Here is a 26,963-nt window from a genome sequence, read left to right on the forward strand (position 1 = left end):
TTATTTCTTAGTTAGCCGTTCTTAAATAGTTATTTTTAGCTAGCCATTAATGGTGTGTGACTTCACCATATTTTCACGAACTGCGCCATTGAGATCCGATTGCAAATGTGGCTCTGCAACAGCAAAGGGTACATTTAACCCATCGATTAAATGAATTTGGTTTCGGCCATTCACCTTACTTAAATACAATGCCATATCCGCGACTTGCAGTACCTTTTCCCAATTAAACTGGCTTTCTGGCACCTTAGCAAAGGGCAGGTTGATAAAGCCTCCGCTAATTGTAACGTTGATATCGCGGCCTTCGTAAGTCACCGCCAATTGACTGACCTCTTTTAACAGGCTTTGACACAATTGATCAATATCACGTTGCTCAGGACGGTTTAGCAGCATTAAAAATTCTTCGCCGCCCCAGCGGATCAGTAATTCTTTATCCGATACTAGCGTTGCTAAGCGGCGGCTAATTTCTATCAGTACTGCATCGCCAGCCGCATGGCCGAAATTGTCGTTGATCTGTTTGAAAAAATCGATGTCCAGTAACAATAAGCTGCAAGGGGTCGGATCGCTAGCAGCATGGCGTTTTGCCATATGATCTTGCAAGGCGCGACGATTAAGTAACCCGGTAAGCGGATCGCGCAGTGATTGAAATTCGAGTTGTTTATTCACTTCTTTTAAACGGCGATTGGTTTTTCGAACTTTGCGGTATAAGTTAATCAGCATAAAGGCAGCAAACAGCATAATTAAACCGAACAATAAGGTTATGGTTTGCTGCAGTTGCTTGTTTTTGATTAATTCATTCTGCAATTCGTTCTGCTGCTGCAAAATGGTGATTTGTTGCGTTTGTGATTTTAATTCATAGCGTGCTAACAGATCGCGTGTGATTTTTTCACTGGCAGCAGCGGCAATTTCTTCACGTAACTGCATTTGCCATTCTAAGGTTTCGGCGAGCTTGGGATAGTCGTTAAGGGCTTTATAGGCTTTGGCAAACCAGCCAAGTAAACCTTCAATCTCAATTTTATCATTGCGCTGTTGATAATATGCAAAAGCGCTATGCATTTTGGTTAAACCCGCTTCGGCTTGTCCTGTCAGTACATCTAAGTAGCCAATATTAAAACCAATGAGGTTTACGCTCTCTTGATCATTTAAGGCAATGGCTTCGGTTAAGGCTTCTTGCAATATGTTCATGGCCGCAGGATAGTTTTGTTGTTCGATATACACCGAGCCAAGGTTGTTCATAAAGGTGAGTACTAAGGTTTGCTGCTTTTGTACTTTAGCACCGGCTAAGCCTTTTAAATTTATTTCTTCTGCTGCGGCATAATCTTTTTGGCCTGCAACAACAAAGCCAAGGGATAAATATAAATCGGGTAGCAGGTGTTCTGCGTTATAACGCTTAATATCGCTATACACCTCTTCTAAGATGCTGCGAGCTCGCGCCCAATCTTTTAACTCGGTATGGACAATGGCAATTTGACGTCGTAACGACGTACTGCGCACTAGGGTGCGGCTGTCATTGGTGCCGCTAAGTGCATCTAGCGCTAATTCATAATGTTTTAACGATTTTTCATATTGGGTATCGCGTCTGAACACTAGCGCGAGTAGGGCGTTAACCCAGTATTTTACGCGTGGATTTTCAACATCGGCGACAAGACCTGCGAGAATTTCCGCATTAATATAAGCTTGAGTATTGTCATTTCGAAAAGTGAGTACTTCTAATTCAGCTGCCATAATTTCAACGAAGGCATTGGCTGATTGCGTGGTATTTTTTATATCATTAAGTGTCGCTAACACTTCATCTACGCCAGTAGGATTAGGTTGATAAAGATAGGCGAATAATTGATAGGTTAAGGCCCTTACCGCAGACTCTTGCATTTGATCTAGTGCGTTTTTCTCGGGCAACGCCGAAATGATCTGTTGCAGTTTGGTACTGGCTTGTTCAGGATCTACCAAGGTTAAGCTTAGATAGTCATCTAAATCTTGTTCTAATTTGGCATCGCGCAGGGCAGCCGAACCCGCTGTCAGCGTGTCGCCAAGTACAGTTTCTTGCGCCGTTACCGAGGGTAAGAGCAACAGGGAAAATGAGAATAAAAGCGCAGCAAGATACTTGGTTATTGTCATTATTTTTCTAAAACCAATCCTAATAGCTATTAACATGTATAGTTGTAACCAAGATTGCTTAATAAGTCTACTTTTTCAAAAAATTTACTTATAAATCAGGTATAATTATTTGTATCGGCGCGATGCTGATGAGATGCGACATTTCGCTAACGGATACATTATGACGGCTTTTGAATACCTACTTATTATGTTTATACTGGTTGCGGCCAGTGCCTTTTTTTCTATTTCTGAGATTTCTTTGGCGGCGTCGCGCAAAATGCGTTTGCGCTTATTAGCCACTGAGGGAGATATACGCGCTGAAAAAGTGCTTCAATTACAAGAACATCCGGGCAATTTTTTCACCGTAGTACAAATAGGCTTAAATGCGGTGGCGATATTGGGCGGTATTTTGGGTGAATCGGCGTTTACCCCTTATTTTGCCGTATTGCTGGCGCTAATCAGTGATGCAAGTTGGGTGCAGCCCGCCGCCTTTACGCTCTCTGTGTTTTTTGTTACCTCGTTATTTATTTTATTCGCCGATTTAATGCCAAAACGATTGGCGATGATTTCACCTGAACAGATCGCCATTCGTATTGTCTCTCCCATGTTGTTCTTAATTTTGGTGTTAAAACCCTTTGTATGGTTATTTAATGGGTTAGCCAATTTGTTCTTTAGTTTATTTAATGTACCCACTATGCGCAAAGATGATATTACGCCAGATGATATTATGGCGATGATGGATGCAGGGGCGCAGGCTGGTATTTTACAAGAACATGAACATCAATTATTAGAAAACGTGTTTGATATGGAATCGCGCACGGTTACCTCGGCTATGACGGCGCGCGAGAGTTTAATCTTTTTTACCAAAGAAGAAACGCAAGACAACATTAAATCGAAAATTGCGGAACACCCGCATGCTAAGTTTTTAGTTTGTGATGGGGTCCTGGACAATGTGGTGGGCTATGTTGATACCCGCGATATTTTAATGCAGGTATTACACGATCAGCCTATTTCGTTAAAGAAAGATGGCATTGTACGCTCGCCATTAATTATTCCGGATACGTTGTCGTTATATGAGGTGTTAGAGCACTTTAAATCGGCTGGTATCGACTTTGCGATTATTTTAAATGAGTACGCTATGGTGGTGGGGATCATTACGCTTAAAGATGTAATGAGCATTGTGATGGGCGAGTTGGTTAGCTCAGAGGAAGATCAAATTGTTGCGCGAGACAGCAGCTCTTGGTTGGTAGAAGGTTTAACGCCCTTAGCTGATGTGATGCGGGTATTGGATATTGATGGTTTTCCAAATTCAGAAAACTACGAGACCATCGCCGGCTTTATGATGTATACCTTGCGCAAAATCCCCAAACGTACCGATTTTGTGCTGCATGGTGGCTACAAGTTTGAAGTAGTGGACATCGACAGCTATAAAATAGATCAGCTGTTAGTCACGCGGATAGAACAGATCCATACTGAGTAACGAACAGGTTAGCGTATTACTTGCGTTGTAAATTCACGCTAACCTATTGCTGTATTCATTGACGCAATTTGTTTGGGTTCGTCTTAGTTTGTTGCAATAATAGCTATTGCTTCAGCTATTTTGTGCAGCAGGGTTATTTGAATCTGCTGCTGGCTTTAAGGCCGCTAACAGATTTTCTCTAAACGCCTGCAAGCCTTGCATCACTAAGTCGTAGGTTTTCGCGACGCCCGTTTCGACATCGCCTTCAAACACTTTTAAGCCGGTTAAGATCCCCTTAGCATCATCAAAGCCTTGGTTAATACCTTTGCCGATCACAGCCATAAAGTCGGTAAGTTGCTTTTCTTGGTCTTCGGGCGAATCGCTAGTGGGTTTTTGCTTTTGGTAAATGGCAAATAAACTGGTGGCAAAACCAACGATACGTTCTGCGGTGGCTTCTGGTGAGGTATCAATGCCAGAGTCATAGACTTTTTGCGCCGCGTTTTTGCCAAGGGTGGGTTCTAATTCTTTATTAATGCCTTCTAACGCTGTTTTATACAATAAACTGAGTGAGTTATTGCCACTTTGCAACGCTACTTTTTCACTGGCTTGTAGAATAGCCCTATTTTGCTCTTGTTTGCTGGCTTTAAACGGCGTGTTTTCCGCTTTTTCCGCTGGGTTGCGATTAACATTAAGCGAGACTTCAGATTTGGTGATACTGGACATGACGGCACTCCTGTTACTTTGGGCCTTGTCAGGTTAACGGCCGTGATTGGCTAAACTTTAGCCGTTTTTCTAAAATAATCAAAATACATTGCCAAAATAAGAAAAACGCCTGAATGGGTATACCATCAGGCGTTTTTGGGTTTGTGCTTATGCGGTGACGTGTGGCATAAGCATGGCACTAGCTCTTTACCAGCTCAGTACAAGCTCAGAGCAAGCTCAGCAGCAGCGCAGTGTCAGCGCGCGAAAAGCGTTATTTCTGTAATGCCGCCGATTTAGTGGTAATGGTGTCTAAACCATGGCTATTTGGGCCTTGCTCAGTACGCCAAAGCTTATAGGAAAAGTATAAGCCTAATGAGGCCAGTGCCGTATAAACCCACATACCTGGGGTGTAACCATCAATATTCTCAGGGCCTGCTGCAAACTTATCATTTAAGTAACCAATGGTTAGCGGCACAATGATCCAACCAAATTGTTGGCAGAACGTCATTAATGCATAAGCTGAACCCAAACGACTGCCATTGACAATATAGGCAACGGAAGGCCACATTACCGCTGGGATAAGCGAAAACACAATTCCCAGTACAGTGATAACTAACAACAGGGTTAACGGCACCACCGCACTGCCAACAAAGGGGATAGTCAGTGAAACCGCTGGGCCAGCGGGTGCATAGGTTACGATTAAAAATAACGGTAACAATACCAATGAGCCTGCGGCCATAAACAACGCCCGTTTGCCGACGCGGTCAACCCATAAACCAAATAAGGGGGTAGCGATAATAGCAGCGAACGGTAAGATACTGCTTAAGATACCGGCTGCAGCGCGATCTAAGCCATGTGCTTGCTGGAAATAATCGATAGCGAAGCTACGAAACGGAAACACGGTGGCATAAAACACCACGCACAGCGCGACAACATACCAATATGATGGGCTAAAGCTGTAAAGGTTTTTAAATTCCAGTTTCTCGGTTTGTTCGGCAGCGCCTAGGCTGTAATGGCTTTCTGCCCGACGTTCTAAAATCCAATATAAAATAGCAGCAGTAACAGAAATACCGGCAACGGCAGTGGCTAACCATAAGGGATCTTGCCAATTGGCATACAGTGGGCTGGCAAAACCGGTTGACCAATCCGCTGAGGTGGAGCCCAAACGTGCTATGGATAAATTAATCCCGAAGGCAAAACTGAGTTCTTTACCTTTAAACCACTTTGCCAACACGGTAGTTGCCGCTACGATTAACGGCTCTGCGCCTAAACCCAGCATAAAGCGCCCAGCGAGCATCACTTCAAACGAGGGGCTCCAAGCCGTTACTACGGCCGCAAACAAGCAAATTACCGCAAACAAGGTAATGGCGCGCTTTGTGCCCCAGCGATCAATTAAATAGCCGCCGGCTAACAGCACTAAGAGTGCTGCGCCATTATAGGCGCTTGAGAGCCAGCCAATTTGTTGATAACTAAAGCCGCGTTGTTCGCGCAGTAAATCAACAATGGGCCACAGTGAATCGTAAATATAGTAGTTACCAAACATGGCCAGGCTGACAAAAACCAAAATCAGCCAACGATAGAGTGGCGTGGGAGGGGGCAAAGCCCGCAAAGATGCTTCTGACATAATAGCGTTTTTCTCGTTATAAGTTGCCGAACGGCGAGGTTGTTCCGCAGCAACTGTACCCGAGCTATCGCTATACTGCAACACAGCACGCTGATGTGTCAGCGTGCTGTCTCTTACATATTATGCCGTGTGTGCCGAATAGGTTGGATAATCGGTATAGCCTTTGGCATCGTGGGTATAGAAGGTGGCAACGTCGGGTTGCGCTAAAGGCAAGCCATGTTGCAAGCGAGCCACTAGATCAGGGTTGGCAATAAAGGCACTGCCAAACGCGACGGCATCAGCTTGGCTTTTGCCAATTACGGCATTAGCTTCTGCTACATCGTAACCCATATTGGTGATTAAATTGCCTTGATAATGCGCGCGGGCTTCGCTCACTACATCGCCAAACTGCACGCCAGCAAAATCGGCGCGCATTAAATGCAAGTATGCCAAGTTTAACGGGCTGAGTGTTTGCGCCAAGTAACGGATCAAGGCCAGCGGATTACTGTCTTTGGCGCTGTTAAAACTGTTCAGCGGCGATAGGCGTAAGCCTACTTTATCACTGCCCCATACTGCAGTTACTGCCGCCAGGACTTCCATTAAAAAGCGGGCGCGGTTTTCCATGCTGCCGCCATAGCGATCATCACGTTGGTTAATACCATCGCGTAAAAATTGATCAATTAAATAACCGTTCGCGCCATGCACTTCCACGCCATCAAAACCGGCTAGCTTGGCATAAATAGCGGCTTGCCGAAATTCCGCGACAATATCAGCAATTTCGTCGGTGCGAAGTACGCGGGGTGCCGTGTAGTTTTTTTTCCCTTCAGGCGTGTGGGTGTAATCGTTAATGGCTTGACCGCTTGAGGATACGGGCACTTTGCCTTGGTTTAATACGGGATGACAAGCACGGCCACCATGCCATATTTGCAGGAATATTTTGCCATCTTTAGCATGAACGGCTTGAGTGACCTGCCGCCAAGCCTCGGCATGTGCTGCTGAGTAAATACCAGGCTCGCGGTAAAATGCCGAATTACCTTCACTGATCATGGTTGCTTCGGCGATTAACAAACCGGCGCTAGCACGCTGTGCATAATGTTCAGCCATTAATGCGGTGGCGTAATGCTCTTCTGTGGCACGACAGCGAGTTAGTGGCGCCATAATAATGCGATTTTTAAGTTGCACTGAACCCAGTTTAATGGGGGTAAATACGGTATTCATAATACTCCTTGCTGAAACGGTTTAGACAGACACGCAGCCTTATCCTCGTTTAGTGATAATGATCGGCTGATGTGTCGCATGGTTTTAGACTTAACTTACTATGTGGGCGGGAGCCAAAAATCACCAGTGCATTAACTAAAACAGATTATTCGATTTTTTCGTTAAAACGTTATAACCCTATTACCGTTGATGAAATGCTGCTGGGCAGAAAATGTATAGGTGTTAAACATCTATCAGCCAATTATGACTGAGCTTTATCAAGGCGTTGGGGGCAAAATACATGCTTGTTTTCTGTCGTCAAGCGCAGACGCTGCCACAGCGGCAAGCTTTTCAGGTACACTATGGCAAGGTTAGGTTTTTAGGTTTAGGTTGTGATTGAGTATAAATCGACGGCATTTTATCGAAGTGTTTTTGCGCTATGTTTAGCCGCGGTAGCGGTATTTGCAAATTTACACTTAATGCAGCCGTTGTTGCCCGAGTTAAGCCAAGCGTTTGGCCTGTCACCTTTGGCGGTCAGTACCAGTTATACCATTGGTACCTTGTGCTTGGGCTTATCGTTATTGGTATATGCGTCGCTCTCTGATGCGTGGGGCCGTAAAAGCCTGTTATTGTTTACCCTAGTGGGAATGACATGCAGTACCTTTATGCTCACTCAGGTCGATAGCTTTAGCAGTTTAGTGTTTTGGCGAGCGGTGCAGGGGATATTTTTAGGTGGCTTACCGGCTATTGCTATCGCATGGATGGGCGAAGAGTACAGCAAGCCTGCGTTGGTGGCTGCTGTGGGGTATTATATTAGTGCTAACTCGCTGGGCGGTATTTCGGGGCGATTATTGGCCGGGGGTTTAGCCGATATGGGACACTGGCAATGGGTATTTTGGCCCATGACGGTGCTTAGTTTATTAAGTTGCTATTTTATATGGCGGTTTTTACCGGTCGCTAAACAATTTGACGCTAAGCCGTTTCGGCTAAAGCAAGCCTTTATCGATAATGCCTTTCATTTACGACAGCCATTGTTGTTGTTAACGTACTTGATAGGTGGCTTAAATTTTTTAGTTTTTTTAAACCAATATACCTATATCAGCTTTGTGTTAGCAGATGCGCCTTTTAATTTAAGCAGTACCTTAATTGGCTTATTGTTTGTAACCTATTTAACCGGCACTGTGGGATCGGCGCTTTCAGCACGAATCGCCCATAAAATAACCGCACCCGGCGGTATGGCCTTGGGTATTGTGGTGATGATGCTGGGCTCGTGTATCACCTTAGCATCAGGATTAACGAGTATTGTCATCGGCTTTTTTGTTAGTTCGTTTGGCTTTTTTCTGTGCCATTCTTTAGCCAGCAGTTGGGTAAGTCAGCATGCCACTCGAGCCAAAGCCAGTGCTAGCGCATTATATTTGGTGTTTTATTATTTAGGCGCCAGTGTGGGCGGTCTGTATTTACAACCCTTTTGGCAATGGGCAACGTGGCCTGGTGTTATTACAGGATCCGTGATCATGTACGTGATCACATTGCTGCTATGTTGTAGGCTCTGGTGGTTGCACCGTTAACAGTGCGGTTAATTCGGCATCGGTAAGTTGCCGACAGGCGCCTGCTGCAAGCTCGCCAAGGCTGAGATTGCCAATGGCGACACGACAGAGATCTAAGACTTTATAACCTAAGGCGCGGCACATGTAGCGTATTTGCCGATGTTGGCCTTCAGTTAGCGTGATGTCTAGTTGGTTGCTGCTGATTTGGCGTGCGATACACGGTTTTGCAACGTACTGATGTGGGCCAACTTGCCAGCGGATCCCTTGGCTAAAGGCTACACTTGCATTGTTATCGATCGGTTTATCTACAGTAACGCGATAGCATTTTTGATGCGCATGATCAGGATGAAGCAAGCGCTGCGCAACATCACCGTCGTTGGTAAGCAGTAGCAAGCCGCGTGAGTCTTTGTCTAATCGTCCTACGGCAAACAACCGTACGGGTAGGGTAGTGAGTAACTGCGCAATACTCGCCGGATCGGCCAAACGATTATTGCAATCGACGCCCACCGGTTTGTGATAAAGCCAATATTGCTTGGCAGGCGCTGCGGCAAGTTCGGTTCCATCTATGGCGATGTTATCAGTGGCTAACAATGTATGATGATGTTGTGCCACTATACCATTCACGGTGACGAGTCCGCTGCTAATCAGTCGATCGGCTGCTTTGCGTGAACAAAGGCCACTTTGGGCGATAACTTTGGCTAGCCGTAACGATGTTGTCATTGTTCAGTTACTTAAAAATGATGCGCGTTAATCTTCGCGCATCATAACGTGCTTGATCATTAGTTGCTTGTAGCAGATAAGCGTGTTGGATAACGCTGATAGATTTGTGCAACCGACTGATTGATGGATTGCGCTGGGTTTTGCATGGCGGAGCGTGTTAAGCGCCCCTCCAAAATACCTTGCCACACGACACGATTGGCTTGGGCATCAATGACTTCAATCATGACGGTACCCACTTTATAACGGGTAGTTTCTACGCCGCCATATACCGGTAAACCAATACTTAGGGCGCTGTTACGGCTAAAAATACCATAGCCTGCACTTACCACTATGGGCGACGTTCTGACATCTTCACGGTTTTCCACCACGGTACTGTAGTTAACCAGTAATTGCGGTGCTTGCTCATCAAAGCGATACCCTAATGCGGTCATTTCGCGCGTAATGGCGGTTTTGAAATGCTGTTCAAGTAATGGATCGTAAGTCGGTTTTGCTGCATCAGTTGCTGCTGTAGCTGATGAATCAGTTGCCGCATTTTCAGCCGTTGTTGCGGCCGTAGAGGGAGCTGCCGCAGTGGTTTCAAGAGAAGCTGGCGCTTGATAAAACGCAAAGGTTTGATATTGGCCAAAATTTACGCTGCTATCATAATCGATGTTGGCTTTTTTATTGCTGGCACAGGCGGTGGTTAACAGCAACGCCGCAGACAGCAGAGTGAACATTTTTATGTGCTTTACCGTGAACATGAGACACCTCGGATAAAAAACCGTTACTGCATACTTTTTACGTCATATGGTATAAGTTTACCTTACTTTTTTACGCCTACCTACGCTTTTAGGTTCATACATTTTATGCTCGAAAAGCTTACGCTAAAAATACTTAGCGTAAGCTGAACGCAGGCTGAGGTTGCTTAAAATGTCCGATTATATTGTATCGCGATAACATGTGCCGTGTTGGCATAGGTCGCCTGAACATTCGCCAAATTAAGTCGATTGTTGGCCACACCGTATTCGGCTTCGTTAATGCTGACATCGTCCATAAACATATAGCCATACGCCATATCTAAGCTGCTATTTGCTGATAACCTGTGGGTGAGTCCCGCTGTTAACCATACTCGATCAGAGGTGGGGATGCGGGCGGTTTTATGCCGTGTGCTTATTGGGTTCTCATCATAAGCAATACCCGTGCGTAGCGTTAAGCCAGGTTTATAAATATAGGTTACGCCGAATGAGGCTGACCAGGTATCATGCCAAAACTGGGGAATATAGCCTATGTAACCGGCGCCACCCAATGCCACACTGGTGCTTGTGGAAATGGCGGGGGTGGTATCGTTACTGATAATGTCGATACTCTGAAATTTATGCCAACCGGTCCACACGAGGCTGGCTTGGACTGACAATACGTGATTTATGTCTTGGTCGGCACTCAACGTCAGGGTCGCTGGGGTTGTTAGCGCTAATTGGCTTTTCTCAACCAAACGATCGCGTGAGGCAAGTCTGCCTGTAGCCGTATCAAGCAAGGGTAAGGTTGGCGCGATTGAGATTAAACCGGGCGTGTTGCCTGCTGTAGCCGCCGTAATGGGGGTATTGGTGATCACGGAATCCCCCTTTAAGTTATAACGTACAGCAGAGTGATAAACTAAGGCTAAGCGGGTACCGCGCAAAGGTTGCGCATGGATCCCAAGCGTATATCCCACATTTATATCATGGCCTGAAACTTCATAATGGCTATCGCAGTAGGCGGCATTGTATACATCACGCCCTACGAGCGAATTAATGCCTGTACCTAGCTCGCACAGCCCATTATGGTCTTTAAATTTAGATAAAATGCCCTCGGCGCGGTTAAGGCTGATGCCTGCGCCCACCGATAACCATTCATTCAGTTTATAGCCAACCGCAGGCTGCAGGCTTAACACTTTAACGGCAGTTTCGTCGGCAAAATAACGGCCTGCCCAATCGGCTTGATAATCAGATGACAGCCCATACGGTACATAAAATCCCAAGCCCCAGCTAAGATCATCGGTTAATTGTTGGGTATAAAAAGCAAAAGGCACCACTTCAGTTAGTAACGCCTTTCCTTGATCTCTGCCTGCAACGGGGCGGCCAGCGGCACTTACCGCATTGACATCGTTATAGCGTGTGCGGGCATGGATAAGGTTAAGGCCGCCAGAGAAATGTTCTCCCGTTAACTGCGTAATCGCTGCGGGGTTTGAATAAACTAAAGTTGCATCAGTCACTTGTGCGCCACGACCCGCATAGGCATTCCCCATACTGCTCACGGATTGTTCTAATAATTTGTAGCCTTCGGCATGCGCTTGCAGGCTTAGCAGCAGCGTGATTGCTACCGCTAAAGGCGTTTTCTTAAGCATAAAAGGTGTACCCATGTTGAAACAAAGCGCGCAGTATAAAGCGATTGATAATTAGAGTATAGGCTCTAAGTTGAGTGTGCTGATTTGTTAACCGTGTGATGGTAAATCGGCATGTTTAATGGTCATAGATTATTGAGATAATTCACTGACAGAGCACGACGCAAAGCTTTAGACTAAAACTTAGTTTATTTCACTATTTATTAGTTTTTCCTTTGTTGCAGTTTGTAACAATTTAAAGCTAAGTAATTGATATTAAGTTTGAAAAATTTTTGGCATAGTGACTGCAAAGCTTGGTTATTCTCACAATCAAGAATAAAGGAATATCTACAATGAACACGTTTTTGCCATTAGCCGTTGTGTTATTAAGCAGTACCTTAGTGTTAACCGGTTGCAACAAAGCACAAAGCACCATCACCACAACGCCTGCCGCTGAAGTGGCGATACCCGTTGAAGTATCACGTGCGAAAACCGGTGCAATTAGCAGCAGTTATCGAACCAATACCACCTTAGCCGCGCGGGCTGAAGCTGAAGTGATGGCCAAAACCAGTGGTATCGTTGAGCGGATTTTGGTGGAAGAAGGTGATCAGGTGCAAGCCGGTCAATTACTTGCGGTATTGGAAAATGAACGCCAACGCCATCAATTAGCGCGTGAGCGGGCCGAGTTGGGCCGTTTAAGTTCCGAGTTAACGCGAATGACAGAAATGCATCAACGTAAACTGGTTAGCACTGATGTTTATGAAAAATTAAAGTGGCAAGTGGCTGCCATGGAGGCGTCTGTAGCGTTAATGGAACTGAATTTACGGGAAACCGAAATTCGCGCTCCCATAAGTGGTGTAGTAGCGCGTCGTTATGCGAAAACAGGGCAACTCGTGAGTCAGCTAACGCCGCAATCGTTGTTTCATTTAGTAAGTGAAACGCAATTAGAAGCCGTGGTGCATTTACCTGAGCAGCAAATGCTGCAAGCTAAAGCCGGGCAAAAAGCCGTACTCAGTTTTGCCGGTGTGCCCGATGTGTCAGCCGAAGTTAGCCGTGTTGCGCCCGTGGTTGATGCGGCGTCTGGTACCGTGCGTACTACGCTGTTAATTGATAACACCGCAAAACAGCTTAAAGCTGGCATGTTTAGCCAGGTTGAAATTAAGTTTGATACGCGTGACGCCGCATTATTAGTACCTAAACGTGCCTTAATTACCTTAGATAATATGCCAGGTGTGTTGGTATTAGATAAAGATAATCGTGTTGTGCGTCGGCAAATTACCTTGGGCTATACCGCAGATAACGTTATCGAAATTTTGGACGGTGTGGCGTTAGATGAGCAAGTCGTGGTCGCTGGGCATGCAGCGTTAAAAGAGCAAAGCTTAGTAAACGTTGTTTCTGAACGCGCATTCTAACAAGGACGTTGACCATGAAATTAGTGAATACGGCTGTAGCCCGCCCGGTTACGGTGTGGATGTTTACACTTGCAGTGCTGTTATTTGGCATGGTGTCGGTAGGGCGCTTAGCAGTTAATTTATTGCCCGATTTGTCCTATCCCAGTTTAACGGTAAGAACGACTTATTTGGGCGCGGCCCCTGCCGAAGTTGAGCAATTAGTTAGCAAACCGGTTGAAGAGGCCTTAGGGATTGTTAAAGGCGCTCGCAAAGTAACTTCCGTTTCGCGTGCTGGGCGCTCTGATGTGGTGCTGGAGTTTGATTGGGGCACCGATATGGATCTGGCATTGCTAGAGGTGCGCGAAAAACTGGATGTGTTATTTTTACCGCTAGATGTTGAAAAGCCGTTGCTGCTAAGGTTTAACCCGAATTTAGATCCTGTAGTACGTTTATCGCTTTCCAAACCCAATATGACGCAGGCCGATTTGGTGGCTATGCGCACCTTTGCGGAAGAGGATTTTCGTCGCCGTTTAGAATCCTTTTCCGGTATTGCCGCAGTGCGACCTGATGGCGGGTTAATGCAAGAAATTCAAGTCTTGGTTGATCCGCAAAAGCTAAGCCAATTGCAGCTGGATATCAGTTTGATCAGCCAACGCTTAAAAGCTGAAAATATTAATTTAGCGGGTGGCCGTTTGGATACGCCTGCTTATGATTATTTGGTTCGAACCATTAATCAGTTTGCCGAATTGTCGGAAATTGAGAACCTGTATTTAACCACGGTGGGCAATAGTCAAATTCGCCTAAAAGATGTGGCCACTGTTCGAGATGCTTTTGCTGATCGGCAAAGTATCAGTTATATCAATGGTAATCAGGCGATTGAACTGGCTATTTATAAAGAAGGCGATGCGAATTCGGTAAAAGTTGCTGAAGCCTTGCTCGCGCGCTTACCCGAGTTACGTGAAATGTTACCTTCGGGCTATCAGTTAGATGTGTTGTACGATCAATCTCAATTTATTAAACAAGCCATTGATGATGTAAAAAGCGCCGGTATTGTGGGCGGGATCTTGGCTATGCTCGTGCTGTATTTATTTTTACGGAATGTGTGGGCGACGGTCATTATTTCTGTGTCGATCCCGTTATCTGTTATTGCTACCTTTAATCTGATGTACGGTCAGAATATTACACTGAATATGATGAGCTTGGGCGGGATAGCCTTAGCGGTAGGATTGTTAGTGGATAATGCCATTGTGGTGCTGGAGAATATTGCGCGCTACAAGGAACAGGGCCTAGGGGCCAAAGAAGCCGCGATGAAAGGGGCTGGTGAAGTGGCGATGGCGATCACCGCCTCGACGTTAACCACCGTAGCGGTATTTTTTCCGCTCGTTTTTGTAGAAGGGATAGCTGGCCAATTATTTCGTGATCAAGCACTGACAGTAACGTTTGCATTATTGGTGTCGTTGGTGGTGGCGTTAACGCTTATTCCCACCATGGCGGCACGTAGCCGTGGCGCGGCTACATCCGATGCTAGCACGCCAATGTCTGACAATAGCCCAGACTCCTTGCCGTCACTGCGACCCACTCGCTGGTTCCACTGGCCTTTGTTACCCTTTCGCTTAGTAGGGCGTTTTGCCTATTTACTGCTCGTTAGTATTACTGTGCTGGGTGGGCTGTTATATAAAGGCATAGGCAAACTGCTTTATTGGATATTACGCCCTGCGGTACTTGCTGTACAAGCCACATTAAGGATGGCTGAGCATGCTTATTTACGTTTACTGCGTCTGGCGTTGGCAGCAAAAACCTTAACCTTTGTGATCACCTTAAGTTTGGCTGCAGCGTGTTTTAGTTTATTGCCGCGCTTAGGCGCCGATGTGATCCCACAATTGAGCCAAGGCGAGTTTTATGTGGATATTCAATTACCGGTAGGTTCGGCGATAGAACAAACCGATATCGTTTTGAAGCAGCTTGCAGAGCAGGTTAAAACCTATCCTGCAGTGGCACGTAGCTATGGTTTAGCAGGAACCGGTGCACAAATGACGGTGGATCCGGCCATTGGGGGGAGCCACTGGGGGCGTTTACATGTGGTGATGAAAGACGATGCGCTGGTTGAAGATGAAGCCTTAGTGCAAGAGCAATTACGTCAGCAGTTTGTGGCAATGCCAGGTGTGACTAGCCGTTTTGATCGGCCTCAGTTATTCAGTTTTAGTAATCCCTTAGAAATTGAGATCAGTGGCTACGATTTAGTGCAATTGGCTGATACGTCAGAGCGCATTATCGGTTTGTTAACACAAGAGGGACGTTTTACCGATATAAAGTCGAGTTTGCGACCTGGCCAGCCTGAAATTACCTTGTATTTTGATCACGCCCGTTTAGCGCAATTAGGCATGACGGCGCAACAGGTGGCGCGTCGGGTTGCGACCTACATTGGTGGCGAGGTGGCCGGACAGTATTCGTTAAATGATCGTAAAATTGATATTCGCGTGCGCTTGGATGAGCAATATCGTCAATACGAATTACAGTTAGCCGAACTGATCATTAATCCAGGTGCTAGCGAGCCGTTGCCCTTAAGTGCGGTGGCGGATATTCGTCGCGAAATGGGGCCCAGTGAAATAACGCGTGTTGGCCAACAACGGGTTGCAATTGTCAGTGCTAATTTAGCCTATGGTGACTTAGAGCAAGCCACCCTTGCGGCTGAAAGCGTATTGCAGCAAGTGGTGATGGCGCCTGGTCAGCAAGCCGCGGTTATGGGCCAGAGTGAAGAAATGGAAAAAGCCTATAGCTCATTAATTTTTGCGTTGTTGTTAGCGATTTTCTTGGTGTATCTGGTGATGGCATCACAGTTTGAAAATTTACTGCAACCCTTATTAATTCTGTTTACGGTACCGTTGGCCGGTGCTGGCGCCATTTTAGGCTTATGGCTCACGGATACGAGACTATCCGTTATTGTTTTTATTGGCTTGATTATGCTGGCGGGGATTGTGGTGAATAACGCCATTGTATTAATTGATCGTATTAATCAGCTGCGGGCAGAGGGTGTCTTGATGGTCGAGGCGATTATTCTCGCTGGCCAAAGTCGATTGCGTCCGGTCCTAATGACCACGTTAACCACGGTTTTAGGCTTATTGCCGTTGGCGCTGGGAACTGGCGAGGGGAGTGAAATTCGTGCCCCCATGGCAATAACGGTGATCTTTGGCTTGGGCATTGCGACCTTGTTAACCTTGGTTTTTATTCCGGTATTGTACAGTTTGCAATCTGAACGGACGGTATCTAAGGTGGAGGAGGCATAATGTCACAACAACCCCCCTCAGATTCTACTAAACCCCTGTGGTTAACGCGGCTGGCGCTAAGTCGGCCGGTGACAATTTGCATGCTGTTTATTTCACTCATTCTGTTTGGCGGTTTGGCTAGCCGGCTATTACCCCTTGAAATGTTTCCAGGTATTGATATTCCAGAGTTGTATGTCAGTGTGCCTTATCCGAATGCGAGCCCCGCAGAAGTCGAGCGTTTAATTACCCGGCCGCTTGAAGAGGCTCTGGCAACTGTCAGTGGCATCAAAGAGCTTAACAGTTACGCTAATGAAAATAGCGCTGATATTTCGTTAGAGTTTCGCTGGAGTGAAAATATTAGCAGCAAAAGTTTGGAGGTGAGAGAACGCTTAGACAGTGTTCGGCATTTACTCCCCACAGATGTTGAGCGCGTATTGTTGTTTCAATTTAATACCAGTGATATGCCGATCTTTCAGTTACGCATTTCATCCGAGCGCGATTTAGCCATGGCGTATGATTTGTTAGAACAACAAATTAAGCGCCCTTTAGAACGTATTCCTGGTATTTCTAAGGTAGAGCTGTACGGGGTAGAAAAACGTCAGGTCATTGTTCGCTTAGATCCAGATAAGATGCGCGCCTTACAAATTGATCCCGCCGCATTATTAACACAATTACGTGGTAGCAATTTTGCGCTCAGTGCGGGTGAGCTTCGCAACAGCGAGCAAAGTATTTTGGTAAAACCGCTTGGGGAATACCAGGAACTGGCGGAAATTGCTGCCTTACCGGTAAGGCCAGGATTGCAATTACGCGATGTGGCGAGCATTGAGCTGGAGTTACCGAAGCGTCTGGATGGTCGGCATCTTGATCAAACCTATGCCGTGGGGATGAATGTATTTAAAGAGTCGGGTGCCAATTTAGTGGAGGTTGCCTCTGCCGCGATGCAAGTGGTTACCGCGGCGGATAAAAATCCGGCGTTTAATGGCATCAGTTTATATGTGATGGACGACTTAGCCGATAATGTGACCAAATCTTTAAGTGATTTACTGCAAGCCGGAGCGGTTGGTGCCTTGCTCTCTTTTGTGGTGCTCTATCTGTTTTTACGCCATCTTACGACCACGTTAATTGTGGTGCTCTCGGTGCCTGCGGCCATTATTGTGGCGCTCGGGGCCATGTATTTTATGGGGTACAGTTTAAATATCCTCAGCATGATGGGTTTAATGTTAGCCATCGGCATGTTGGTTGATAATGCGGTAGTGGTTACTGAAAGTATTTTTCGAGAGCGCGCTGCCGGGGGCGATGTGCGTGCAGCCACAGAGCGTGGCGTTAAGCGCGTAGGATTAGCGGTGTTAGCGGGCACGGCCACTACTGCCATTGTATTTTTGCCAAATATTATTGGTGAAAAAATGCAATTGACCATCTTTTTAGAGCATGTCGCCATTGCGATTTGTTTATGCTTGGCGATTTCGCTGTTGCTGGCACTAACACTGATCCCTTTATTAACAACCAAGCTAACTGTGCAAGCGGTCTCTGAAGTGCAAGAAACCTGGTTAGAGCGTGTCTATCGGCGTGGGTTAACCAAGGTGATGTATTGGCCTAAAACCGCGACATTTTTAGCAATCGTGGTGTTATTAAGTACGGCGTTACCTTTTTCTAAGGTGGGTAGTGGCGGAGAAGATCAAGAAGATTCCAGCCGCATTTTTATTAATTATAACGTGCAAGGTAACTACAGTTTAGAAGAGGTTCGGGCGGAAGTAACAGCGATGGAGGCATTTCTTTATGCCAATCAAGAGCGCTTCTTTATTGAGTCGGTATACAGTTATTATCGGGCGGGGCAGGCACAATCTACGTTGATGCTGCAGGAAGAGTTACCCATTCCTTTAGCTGATTTAAAAGAACGTATTCGAAGCGAATGGCCAGCTTTGGTGCGCTCTCGGCCAGGTTTTGGCTTTGGTAATCGTAATAATGCGCTGCGCGTGAATTTATTTGGCCACTCTACCGAGCGATTGATGCAGTTAGCTAATGAATTACAGCCCGCATTATCACAGTTACCCACGTTAGCGGAAGTGACCTCGGATCTTTCACGCGGTCAGCAAGAGATCCAAATTCATTTAAAACGGCCTGAGTTGGAGCGGCTAGGTTTGGCGGCTGAACAGATTGCCCAAAGCACGGCATTAGCGTTACGTGGGGTAAATTTACGGACCTTTCGTAGCGCTGAGCAGGGTGAGTTATTGATCCGATTAATTTACGATGAGCGGATTGGTCAATCTTTGGTCGAGTTGGCCGATTTACCGGTGGCGGTTGTCAGAGGCGTAAATATTCCTTTGTCGCAGGTGGCCGATTTAAATGTCGTTCCGCGATTACAGTCTATTCGACGCTTTAATCGTGAGACGGGCGTAGCACTGCAATTAGCTTTAGCTAAAGATGTCACCATTGAACAAGCGCGTGCTGAGATTGATAAATTAATGCAACAGGTGCAATTGCCTGAGGGCTATCGTTGGTCTTATCAGGGGGGCTTTAATCGACAGAACGAAGAGCAACAAGTGATGATTGTGAACATGCTGCTGGCACTTGCCATGATTTATATTGTGATGGCCGCATTGTTTGAATCCTTATTAATGCCTAATGCTGTGATTGCCAGTTTATTGTTCTCGTTTGTGGGCGTGTTTTGGACCTTTTGGTTTACCGGCACCAGCTTAGGTGTGATGGGCATGATTGGTATGTTGGTGTTAATGGGTATTGTGGTAAATAACGGTATTGTGTTGGTTGATCGTATTAATCAAGATCGCATGTTATTTCCAGAGATGCCGCTTAAAAATCTGATTATTAGCGCATCGGCTGCACGTTTAAAACCGATATTAATGACCGTTTCGACCACCGTGCTTGGACTAATTCCATTAGCGTTGGGAGGCACCGCTATTGGCGGGAATGGCCCAAGTTATGCGCCTATGGCGATTGCGATTATTGGCGGGTTAGTTTTTTCTACATTAACCAGTTTACTGCTTGTTCCTCTAAATTATTATGGCTTGGTTACCTTACGCCAAGCGACGCGTCGGCTGTTTCAGCGCAGTAGCCGTTGGCAGCGACGATTGCTTGTGAGACGTTAATAATATCAATGAGGGATCTTGTTTTGTTCAACGGCTGATATGAGTGCTAATGCTGACTGGTTGTTGGCGTTAGCGCTTAGCTTAAGAACATTCTTAAGTGCCATGTTGTATTTTGTAAAGTAAATGCGTATGATCTTATCGTCCTAAGGGAGTAATCGGCCGCCAGGCGCTTATATCAACATACTTGTGCCCCATGCACATGGTGTAAGCAGCAAACAAAGTTAACCTTGTTTGTGCGATGAGACTTAAGACACAGTACCAGCCCATAGCGGGAGTTGGTGTTGTGTCTTTTGTTTATACTCCCGCTACAGATAGGATTTTATGGACGCGCTTTTCTCTTCATTTACTGCCGTTGCTATTGCTGAAATTGGCGATAAAACGCAATTACTGTCACTTTTTTTAGCGGCACGTTTTCGTAACAAAACAGCGATTATTTCAGGTATTTTAGTGGCTACGCTACTTAATCATGCGGCATCGGCCTGGCTTGGCGTATGGATTTCGCAGTTTATTCCCACCACATGGGGACCTTGGTTATTGGGCGGTTCATTTATTGCAGTAGGTTTGTGGTTATTGATCCCCGATAAAGACGATAGCGAGGACAACGCGGTATTAAAATACGGCGCTTTTGTAGCAAGCTGCGTTTTGTTTTTTCTGGCGGAGATTGGTGATAAAACCCAAGTGGCGACAGTGATTTTAGCGGCAACCTTTGACAATGCTATTTGGATGGTTATTTGGGGCACCACACTAGGTATGTTGGCTGCCAATGTCCCTGTTGTATTCGCGGGCAGTTGGTTACTACAAAAAATTTCGTTGGATTGGGCGCGTCGCACAGCATGTATAGTTTTTATGGTTTTGGGGATATTCACAATTTTAATGTAGTAGTGTGAAAAATCAGGTAAAGAGTATGCTAATGTTATTAAACAAAGCGTGTTGGGGTATTTGCCGTACTTAAGGTGTTTATATGTCAGTGTTGCAGCGAAATAATGTTAGAGTTTTGGGTAAACCCTCTGATCCAGTACTGCTTTTTGCACATGGTTTTGGTTGTAATCAATCTATGTGGGATTCGGTAGCATCTGCTTTTATTGGAAATACTTATCAAATTTTATTTGATTATGTCGGCAGTGGACAATCCGATCTTCGTTGTTATCAATTTGAACGTTACGCGAATCTTCAAGGTTATGCTCAGGATGTAATCGAGATTTGCGATGCCTTAGGGCTTGAACGCGATGTTATCTTTGTTGGGCACTCTGTAAGTTGCAGTATTGGGGCGCTCGCTGCCGTAGCGCGTCCAAATTTATTTCGTGAGATGATTTTCTTGGGTGCTTCGCCCTGTTTTCTAAACGATCCACCTCATTATAGCGGGGGATTTGACAAAGATGATTTAGAAGGTTTGCTTGCCTTAATGAATCAGAATTATGTTGGGTGGGCAGAATATTTGGCACCTGTTGTGGCTGGACCTGATAATAATCCAGAGATTGCTGGGGAGTTATCGAACAGTTTTTGTTCAACAGATCCGGTTATTGCGCAGCATTTTGCCAGAGCCACATTTTTCGCCGATAACCGTGATGATTTTGCAAAAGTAACCGTCCCTAGCCTGATTTTACAACACCAAGATGATGTTTTGGCATCTGTGGCTGTGGGCGAATTTTTACATAAACAACTTAAACATAGCCAGCTTAAGATCCTCGATGTTGCTGGACATGCGGCTCACATGAGTCACCCAGGATTAGTGATCACTGCAATACAAGATTATTTAAAGGAACGGGATATTCTGTGAGTATCACCGATGAATTATCGGCGTTGCCTTGCTCATTAATTATTACTGATGCCTTTGGCAAAATAGTTTTTATGAATGCTCTGGCTAGGATAGAGTTTTTGCCAGAGCAAGTAACGCTTCCTACTGCAATTGAGCAGTTATTCCCGCCTGCGGCAAAAATTTTTTTGCAAACACATCTTTGGCCAATGTTACGAAAAGAAGGCCAAGTGAGAGAGTATTACCTTAATATTAAAAGTAAATTGGGTACTTCAATACCGATTCTGGTGAATGTGGCGGCAGGGGTATATTCTGGTGAATCTTGCTATCGATGGGTATTGTTACCCGCGTATCAACGTGCCAGTTTTGAGCAAGAGCTGTTAAACGCGCGCCAACAAAGTTTACAGTATGCTCAAGAGGTTAGTGTCTTAAAGCAGCGCTTACAAAATATTCTTGATGCAGCACAAGACATTGCCATCATGACATTAGATCAAATGGGGGTTATTCAATTCACCAATCTTGGCGCGGGGAAATTACTCGGTTATCCGTACAATGAGTTGGTTGGACAAAACATTGAGATGTTATTTTGTAATCATCAAGAGACTCATGCTGGGCTATTACGAATAAAATACTATCTTAACGCCATTTACACTATGCCCACCGCGATGGAGTCGGTACTTGAATTTGAATCGACGCTAGCCCAACAGTCTGGTGCGATTATCGATGTGTTATTGCAATTTCGTCCAGTGCCGGGAGAATCTAATGCATCTCCCAAGCAAATATTGCTGTTAGCCACTGATATTTCAAAACGTAAGCAATTAGAACGTTTACAAAACGATTTTGTAGCCACCATTAGCCATGAATTTCGTACCCCTTTAACTGCGATATTGGCCAGTTTAACCTTGTTAAGTCATCGCTATGAAAACGTGTTAGAGGAAAAAGCCAAAAGATTAGTCGATCTGTCTGTGATTAATAGCCAGCGATTGAAGCGTTTGGTGAACGATTTACTGGATTTAGGCGATATTACGAGTGGTAATGTTACGATAAATCTACAAAGCTGCGCCCTTGAGCAATTAATTGAGAGAGCTGTTAATGAACAGACGCAGGCGAGTAAGCTTAAACAGATAACCTTGAACGTGTTAATGCCTGAGCATGTTCCCTCGGTGTGTACGGATCCAGATAAGTTTCACCGAGTGCTTGTAAATTTATTGTCTAATGCCATTAAATTTTCGCCTGTGAATTCGACTGTGAATGTGCAGGCTACCGCCTATGCGAGTTGCGTGGTGCTACGAATTGAAGATCAGGGATGTGGCGTAAAACCCGAGTTTGAATCTCGATTGTTTACGCAATTTACACAAGAAAACAATGCCAGTAATCGCGAATACGAAGGTTCAGGTTTGGGGCTGGCGATATGTAAGGGATTAGTTAATGCCATGGGCGGCGAAATTGGTTATCAATCAGCACAGCCTCATGGCGCAATTTTTTGGTTTAGTTGCTTACGGGGTTAATTAATTTCAGCATTTTTTGTTTCGGCTGTAACGATAAACACCAAGCAGCAGTAGGCAACCAATCACTCCCCAGCTAACGCTTCCTCCGCCACGGTACTGGCTGCTTTTTACCACTTTGATATCGTTAGGTTGCGTTTTTAATCGCGTGGTAAAGGTGTCCAATTCTTGTGTTAATTGGCTGATCATATGCTGGCTGGCTGCATGGAAGCCTTGTTGGCTATCTTGACGCAGCTCTTCTGCTAAATTTATTGGCGTAGAACGCCCTTTAATGTGACTTATCCCAGGAGCACGAAACAGCAGCTTACGGCTTTTGATGTCATAAACAGCGGTATCCATTAAGGTACTGGTATCGTTTTTCTGTCCTGATACGAAATAGGCGCCAATCAATGTCCAGTAGCTTAATGCCGCTTTAGATTCATGACTAAATTGCATTTGATCAAATGAGATTAATGCAACGACATCAATCCCAAACAGCGCTTGTAGCTGATCTAAATTGGTAAAACTACCTTGTGGTCTTAAGTAGTTGCTAGGAATAATCTGAATATTACCGATATAAGGCTGCGTTTTAAAATGCTGGGCCATGTTTTCCAGCATAGCTAGTTTAGCAGTTTCATCTAATAGCGAACCCTGTTGTGCGCTAAGTGCAAAAGGATGTTGTCCCTTTTGATAGCTACGTTCCGAGGGGACAAAAGCGATACCCAATCGGATCGGTAAGGTGAGTTCTGGAATGCTTTGTACAATGTGTACGTCAGCAGTATTGGGATATAGGTACTCGACCACACTGCTGCGACTGCCCGATTGTTGGCTGGCGCAACCCACTAAACACACGCAAAGGGTGAGTGTGGTAATGAGATGTTTGAACATTTGCGGCATTTTTTAGCTCCTGTAGTGGCGATGATGTTGTTATATGACAACAGATAGCGCTGACATGATTGACGACTTCAGCCATTAAGCTAGCGTTAAGTTTCTTATTTTGCTACCTTTATAATCTAAGTAGCATTGATGAGTGCTGTTGGTATTAATTTTTGATACTTTTTCTTTCGAAATGACAAGAGGCGAAGATGTCACAAAGCGCGGCGCTGGTTTTAACGTTAAAGCAGGCGTTAAAGCAGCAAGGAATAACCTATGCACAGGTTGCGGAGCACTTGGCCATCAGTGAAGCCAGTGTAAAACGCATGTTTTCGCTGCAGCAATTTACGTTGCAGCGCTTAGAGCACATTTGTCAGCTATTGCATTTAGATTTTGTGGATTTATTGCAACTGCTGCAACAGTCTCAAAGACAAATTAGTGAGCTTACCGAGCAGCAGGAATTGGAGCTTACCGCAGATCTCGGGCTTTTACTTGTGGCGGTATCGGTGCTTAACCATTGGACGATAAATGATTTGGTAACATGGTATCGCTTTACGCCAAGCGAATGTTTACAAAAATTGATTAAGTTGGATCGATTACATTTGATTGAGTTACAGCCGAATAATCGTATTAAGCTGCGTATAGCAGCAAATTTTAGTTGGCGAGATAATGGGCCGATTCAGCGTTTTTTTCAGCAACAATTAGCCGCTGAGTTTTTTAATCATCGGTTCACAGAGCAAGATGAGAGTATGCTGGTATTAAATGGTATGTTGTCGCGTGCCAGTAATCAGGTATTTCAGGGCAAATTACGGCGATTAGCCAGAGAGTTTAACGAATTGGTTCAGCACGACAGTGGATTACCGCTGGCGGATCGTTTTGGGGTATCAACTGTTTTAGCTATGCGTAATTGGCGATTTGGCGTATTTAAAACCTTTTTGCGCGCGGATGCCTCCTAGCCTAGTCCATGTTTCAGCTGTGGTTAAGCCTGATGGGTATAAAACATGTATGACATTAATTTATGAGGTTTATTATGCGTAATTCATTCGGTATTGCGGCAATTCTTTGGTTTAGTGGTGTACTTGGTTCAATTGCCCATGCTTCTACGGTGATAACAGAGCAAAATATTACGCGTTATGAAGCTGCATTGCCTGAGCTGGCGCGTATTGAGCAAGATGATCCCAGTAGTCTTAAGTATTTGCGCCTGGCCAAGCATTGTGATTGGGCGTTACATGCCAGCGAATTACGTGCCAAAGAGCAGGGCAAAGGCTATTTAGCGCAAGTTGATCAGGTACTGACCAAGCATCAACTTACCCCTGCGCTTTTTATTGAATTAACCGCTAAAGGTGCGTGGCCGGTGTTACAGTCTATGCAGCCAGTATTAGCGATGACGGAGCAAAGTTTGCCTTTTTTACCAGAGACACAGCGCAAACTGGCTGAGCAGAAGATTGCTCAAACCAATCAAATGCGCGGCGTCATTGGTCCCTGTTTAACCGATGCCGATAAACGCGCTTTGCAACAGTATCAACAGCGTTTTATTAATTTAGCGACAGGTTTACCTGGTTTGGCGTTTTAATACCCACCACGTAAATAAACTGGCAGTAAAAAACATTAAAACACTGTAGCTGCTCGGGGCAATAGACATGGCACTGTTTTGTAAAATACCTGTCGTGATCAGCAGTGCTAAGGTGCCGTTTTGTAACCCGACTTCTAAACAAATGGTGCGTGCTTGCTGCTCGTTATGCAGCACGTATCGTCCTAGTGCATAGCCTGCGAACATGGTAACCACGTTAAGTGTTAAGGCTGCGGGACCGCTTAATACCATGTAATGCCAGAAATCACTCCCTAGATCTGCCGCAATACTGATAATAAGTAATACTAATACGATTACAGAAAAACGACTGATCATGGGCTGCGCGCGTTTAGCAAATGCGGGCCATTTGGCGTGAATCGCCATACCCAAGAGCACGGGAAAAACGCTAACAATCATTAAGGTTAACCAAGTGCGTATCAGCGGTAACGCAAGCTGGCTATTCTCCCCAAGATAAAAATGGATGGCCCATGCGGCCAAAAAGGGCAGTGTGAACGGGGTAATTAACCCTAACATGGCGGTAAGTGATATGGAGAGACCTACGTCCGCTTTGCTTAAATAGCTATACAAGTTTGAGGTTGTACCGCCCGGGCACAGCGCTAAAATAAAGAGCCCAACGGCTAATTCTGCTTGTATGCCAAACAGGCTTATAACGAGCAACGCGATAATTGGCAGTAATACCAACTGTGCGAGTGTACCGATGATAAAGGCTTTCGGTGCCCGCAGCACATGCTTAAAATGCTGCACTTGTAGGCTCATGCCCACGCCAATCATAATAAGTATTAAAGCCAGCGGCAGACCAATTTGGGTTAAGCTTGCAAACATATCTAATTCATATTTCTGGGGAATAGCTTACGCTACCTTGTTGTTCTACTCAGGGCAAGCGGCAAAGTACTGAAAGTTTTGCCGGTTACATGCACGCCGGTTCGATATGCACGATAAGTTGAATCCCCAATGTCGCGGCCTGCTGCTCGGCGATATCAGCTAATTGATGTGCTTGGGTAACTGACCACGTACCCGGTACCTGTAGATTAACGTGTGCAAAGGCTTGTGTTGCTGCACCTCGCGTTCGTAATTGACAAAAAGTGATAGGCGGTGCAGCACAGGGCGTTATTGTGTCAGGCAGCGTCTGCGTATGTTGAGTGCATAACGCATCCAATGTTTGCTGTAGCTGATCGTTTTGTTCTTTGGGTAAGGCTTTGTCCATCAGTCCATTGATGGCACTGACCAAAATGTGGCCTGCTTCACGTAAAATATGCAGCGCCACTAGCATGGCAACGGCTGCGTCTAGCCAGTTAAGTCCGCTTATTGCCGCTAAACCTACCCCAATAATAACCCCTGCGGTGGTCCAGACATCGGTTAGCAAATGTTGTCCATCACCTGCTAATGCTGGCGATTTATAGTGCTTACCTGCGCGCACTAGTAGTATTCCTACACATAAATTTATTAAGCTCGCGATAGCGCTGAGTAGTGTGCCGACACCTAAGGCCGCAATAGGTTGTGGATTGAGTAAACGCTCGAATGCGGTAATAAAAATGGCTATAGCGGCAACTAAAATCATCCCGCCCTCAAAGGCTGCGGAAAAATATTCGGCCTTACTGTGGCCAAAAGGATGTGACAGATCTGCGGGGCGCTGAGCAATACTGACCATCCACAATGCAAAGCCTGCACCAGCCACATTTACGGCAGACTCCATAGCATCTGATAAAAACCCTACGGAGCCTGTTAAATACCACGCTAAGGTTTTTAAGGCCATAGTGAACAAACCGGCACATAGAGACACGACTAATAATTCTCGGGGACGCAAGGTGCGCATAATGAGAGCCTAAACGAGTTTGATAACTGAAGTG

The 26,963-nt window shown here is 45.5% G+C and carries 20 protein-coding genes; 10 read left to right on the top strand and 10 right to left on the bottom strand.

Features of this window, described 5'->3' with window-relative positions:
• Positions 1–39: 39 nt before the first annotated feature.
• A complete protein-coding gene (locus tag IE070_RS07015; RefSeq protein ID WP_189481876.1) occupies positions 40–2,112 on the bottom strand; it encodes a tetratricopeptide repeat-containing diguanylate cyclase in 2,073 nt (690 codons plus the stop codon).
• A 160-nt stretch (positions 2,113–2,272) separates the two neighbouring features.
• Here IE070_RS07015 and paeA point away from each other — a divergent pair, with 160 nt between their 5' ends.
• Entirely contained in the window at positions 2,273–3,571 is a 1,299-nt protein-coding gene (gene paeA, locus IE070_RS07020; RefSeq protein ID WP_189481878.1) for a polyamine export protein PaeA, read from the top strand.
• Positions 3,572–3,682: 111 nt separating this feature from the next.
• Here paeA and IE070_RS07025 read toward each other — a convergent pair whose 3' ends face one another.
• The 3 genes from IE070_RS07025 to IE070_RS07035 form a co-directional block, all read right to left on the bottom strand.
• Positions 3,683–4,273, bottom strand: coding sequence for a DUF5610 domain-containing protein (locus IE070_RS07025; protein ID WP_189481880.1), 591 nt, complete (start codon positions 4,271–4,273; stop codon positions 3,683–3,685).
• A gap of 250 nt (positions 4,274–4,523) precedes the next feature.
• On the bottom strand, positions 4,524–5,960 hold the full coding sequence (locus IE070_RS07030; RefSeq protein ID WP_229796970.1) for an MFS transporter: 1,437 nt from the start codon (positions 5,958–5,960) through the stop codon (positions 4,524–4,526).
• 36 nt (positions 5,961–5,996) lie between these two features.
• On the bottom strand, positions 5,997–7,073 hold the full coding sequence (locus IE070_RS07035; protein WP_189481885.1) for an alkene reductase: 1,077 nt from the start codon (positions 7,071–7,073) through the stop codon (positions 5,997–5,999).
• Between the two features lie 371 nt (positions 7,074–7,444).
• Between IE070_RS07035 and IE070_RS07040 the strand changes: the two genes are divergently transcribed.
• Positions 7,445–8,620: an MFS transporter gene (locus tag IE070_RS07040; protein ID WP_189481887.1), complete on the top strand. Its 1,176-nt coding sequence runs from the start codon at positions 7,445–7,447 to the stop codon at positions 8,618–8,620.
• Here the strand turns inward: IE070_RS07040 and IE070_RS07045 are convergent.
• From IE070_RS07045 to IE070_RS07055, 3 genes are all read right to left on the bottom strand, one after another.
• Positions 8,588–9,319: a pseudouridine synthase gene (locus IE070_RS07045; protein WP_189481888.1), complete on the bottom strand. Its 732-nt coding sequence runs from the start codon at positions 9,317–9,319 to the stop codon at positions 8,588–8,590. The two genes, IE070_RS07040 and IE070_RS07045, sit on opposite strands and share 33 nt — an antisense overlap.
• Positions 9,320–9,378: 59 nt before the next feature.
• A complete protein-coding gene (locus IE070_RS07050; protein WP_229796971.1) occupies positions 9,379–10,035 on the bottom strand; it encodes a DUF4136 domain-containing protein in 657 nt (218 codons plus the stop codon).
• 188 nt (positions 10,036–10,223) lie between these two features.
• Positions 10,224–11,681, bottom strand: a complete 1,458-nt coding sequence (locus IE070_RS07055) for an OmpP1/FadL family transporter (RefSeq protein WP_189481893.1) — start codon at positions 11,679–11,681, stop codon at positions 10,224–10,226.
• Positions 11,682–12,010: 329 nt separating this feature from the next.
• Between IE070_RS07055 and IE070_RS07060 the strand changes: the two genes are divergently transcribed.
• The 6 genes from IE070_RS07060 (at position 12,011) to IE070_RS07085 (ending at position 22,676) form a co-directional block, all read left to right on the top strand.
• Positions 12,011–13,069 carry an efflux RND transporter periplasmic adaptor subunit gene (locus tag IE070_RS07060; protein ID WP_189481895.1) on the top strand — a complete coding sequence of 353 codons (1,059 nt, stop codon included), beginning with the start codon at positions 12,011–12,013 and terminating at the stop codon, positions 13,067–13,069.
• A 14-nt stretch (positions 13,070–13,083) separates the two neighbouring features.
• Positions 13,084–16,332: an efflux RND transporter permease subunit gene (locus IE070_RS07065; protein WP_189481897.1), complete on the top strand. Its 3,249-nt coding sequence runs from the start codon at positions 13,084–13,086 to the stop codon at positions 16,330–16,332.
• Positions 16,332–19,415 (top strand): efflux RND transporter permease subunit, encoded by a 3,084-nt coding sequence (locus IE070_RS07070; RefSeq protein WP_189481899.1) that lies wholly within the window; start codon positions 16,332–16,334, stop codon positions 19,413–19,415. Before IE070_RS07065 ends, IE070_RS07070 begins: the two co-directional genes overlap by 1 nt.
• Before the next feature lie 321 nt (positions 19,416–19,736).
• Complete coding sequence (locus IE070_RS07075; protein WP_189481901.1) at positions 19,737–20,294, top strand: TMEM165/GDT1 family protein; 558 nt, start codon at positions 19,737–19,739, stop codon at positions 20,292–20,294.
• A gap of 82 nt (positions 20,295–20,376) precedes the next feature.
• Complete coding sequence (locus IE070_RS07080; protein WP_189481903.1) at positions 20,377–21,192, top strand: alpha/beta fold hydrolase; 816 nt, start codon at positions 20,377–20,379, stop codon at positions 21,190–21,192.
• Positions 21,189–22,676, top strand: a complete 1,488-nt coding sequence (locus IE070_RS07085) for a sensor histidine kinase (protein ID WP_189481905.1) — start codon at positions 21,189–21,191, stop codon at positions 22,674–22,676. Before IE070_RS07080 ends, IE070_RS07085 begins: the two co-directional genes overlap by 4 nt.
• Before the next feature lie 6 nt (positions 22,677–22,682).
• Here the strand turns inward: IE070_RS07085 and rhlP are convergent, their stop codons facing one another.
• On the bottom strand, positions 22,683–23,549 hold the full coding sequence (gene rhlP / locus IE070_RS07090) for a rhombotarget lipoprotein (RefSeq protein ID WP_189481907.1): 867 nt from the start codon (positions 23,547–23,549) through the stop codon (positions 22,683–22,685).
• A 188-nt stretch (positions 23,550–23,737) separates the two neighbouring features.
• Between rhlP and IE070_RS07095 the strand changes: the two genes are divergently transcribed.
• A complete protein-coding gene (locus tag IE070_RS07095; RefSeq protein WP_189481909.1) occupies positions 23,738–24,481 on the top strand; it encodes a helix-turn-helix domain-containing protein in 744 nt (247 codons plus the stop codon).
• Between the two features lie 74 nt (positions 24,482–24,555).
• Positions 24,556–25,098 (top strand): hypothetical protein, encoded by a 543-nt coding sequence (locus IE070_RS07100; protein WP_189481911.1) that lies wholly within the window; start codon positions 24,556–24,558, stop codon positions 25,096–25,098.
• On the opposite strand, the gene IE070_RS07105 is transcribed toward IE070_RS07100, so the two are convergent.
• Positions 25,078–25,938, bottom strand: a complete 861-nt coding sequence (locus IE070_RS07105; RefSeq protein ID WP_189481914.1) for a bile acid:sodium symporter family protein — start codon at positions 25,936–25,938, stop codon at positions 25,078–25,080. The genes IE070_RS07100 and IE070_RS07105 overlap by 21 nt on opposite strands.
• Before the next feature lie 85 nt (positions 25,939–26,023).
• Positions 26,024–26,929: a cation diffusion facilitator family transporter gene (locus tag IE070_RS07110; RefSeq protein ID WP_189481915.1), complete on the bottom strand. Its 906-nt coding sequence runs from the start codon at positions 26,927–26,929 to the stop codon at positions 26,024–26,026.
• Between the last annotated feature and the right edge of the window lie 34 nt (positions 26,930–26,963).

The organism is Alishewanella tabrizica (assembly GCF_014652375.1).
Lineage (GTDB): Bacteria > Pseudomonadota > Gammaproteobacteria > Enterobacterales > Alteromonadaceae > Alishewanella > Alishewanella tabrizica.

Excerpts from the sequence above, each read along its gene's own strand:
- IE070_RS07015 (WP_189481876.1), bottom strand. The coding sequence starts at position 2,112 with ATGACAATAACCAAGTATCTTGCTGCGCTTTTATTCTCATTTTCCCTG.
- paeA (WP_189481878.1), top strand. The coding sequence starts at position 2,273 with ATGACGGCTTTTGAATACCTACTTATTATGTTTATACTGGTTGCGGCC.
- IE070_RS07025 (WP_189481880.1), bottom strand. The coding sequence starts at position 4,273 with ATGTCCAGTATCACCAAATCTGAAGTCTCGCTTAATGTTAATCGCAAC.
- IE070_RS07035 (WP_189481885.1), bottom strand. The coding sequence starts at position 7,073 with ATGAATACCGTATTTACCCCCATTAAACTGGGTTCAGTGCAACTTAAA.
- IE070_RS07045 (WP_189481888.1), bottom strand. The coding sequence starts at position 9,319 with ATGACAACATCGTTACGGCTAGCCAAAGTTATCGCCCAAAGTGGCCTT.
- IE070_RS07050 (WP_229796971.1), bottom strand. The coding sequence starts at position 10,035 with ATGTTCACTCTGCTGTCTGCGGCGTTGCTGTTAACCACCGCCTGTGCC.
- IE070_RS07055 (WP_189481893.1), bottom strand. The coding sequence starts at position 11,681 with ATGCTTAAGAAAACGCCTTTAGCGGTAGCAATCACGCTGCTGCTAAGC.
- IE070_RS07060 (WP_189481895.1), top strand. The coding sequence starts at position 12,011 with ATGAACACGTTTTTGCCATTAGCCGTTGTGTTATTAAGCAGTACCTTA.
- IE070_RS07065 (WP_189481897.1), top strand. The coding sequence starts at position 13,084 with ATGAAATTAGTGAATACGGCTGTAGCCCGCCCGGTTACGGTGTGGATG.
- IE070_RS07070 (WP_189481899.1), top strand. The coding sequence starts at position 16,332 with ATGTCACAACAACCCCCCTCAGATTCTACTAAACCCCTGTGGTTAACG.
- IE070_RS07075 (WP_189481901.1), top strand. The coding sequence starts at position 19,737 with ATGGACGCGCTTTTCTCTTCATTTACTGCCGTTGCTATTGCTGAAATT.
- IE070_RS07080 (WP_189481903.1), top strand. The coding sequence starts at position 20,377 with ATGTCAGTGTTGCAGCGAAATAATGTTAGAGTTTTGGGTAAACCCTCT.
- rhlP (WP_189481907.1), bottom strand. The coding sequence starts at position 23,549 with ATGCCGCAAATGTTCAAACATCTCATTACCACACTCACCCTTTGCGTG.
- IE070_RS07095 (WP_189481909.1), top strand. The coding sequence starts at position 23,738 with ATGTCACAAAGCGCGGCGCTGGTTTTAACGTTAAAGCAGGCGTTAAAG.
- IE070_RS07100 (WP_189481911.1), top strand. The coding sequence starts at position 24,556 with ATGCGTAATTCATTCGGTATTGCGGCAATTCTTTGGTTTAGTGGTGTA.
- IE070_RS07105 (WP_189481914.1), bottom strand. The coding sequence starts at position 25,938 with ATGTTTGCAAGCTTAACCCAAATTGGTCTGCCGCTGGCTTTAATACTT.
- IE070_RS07110 (WP_189481915.1), bottom strand. The coding sequence starts at position 26,929 with ATGCGCACCTTGCGTCCCCGAGAATTATTAGTCGTGTCTCTATGTGCC.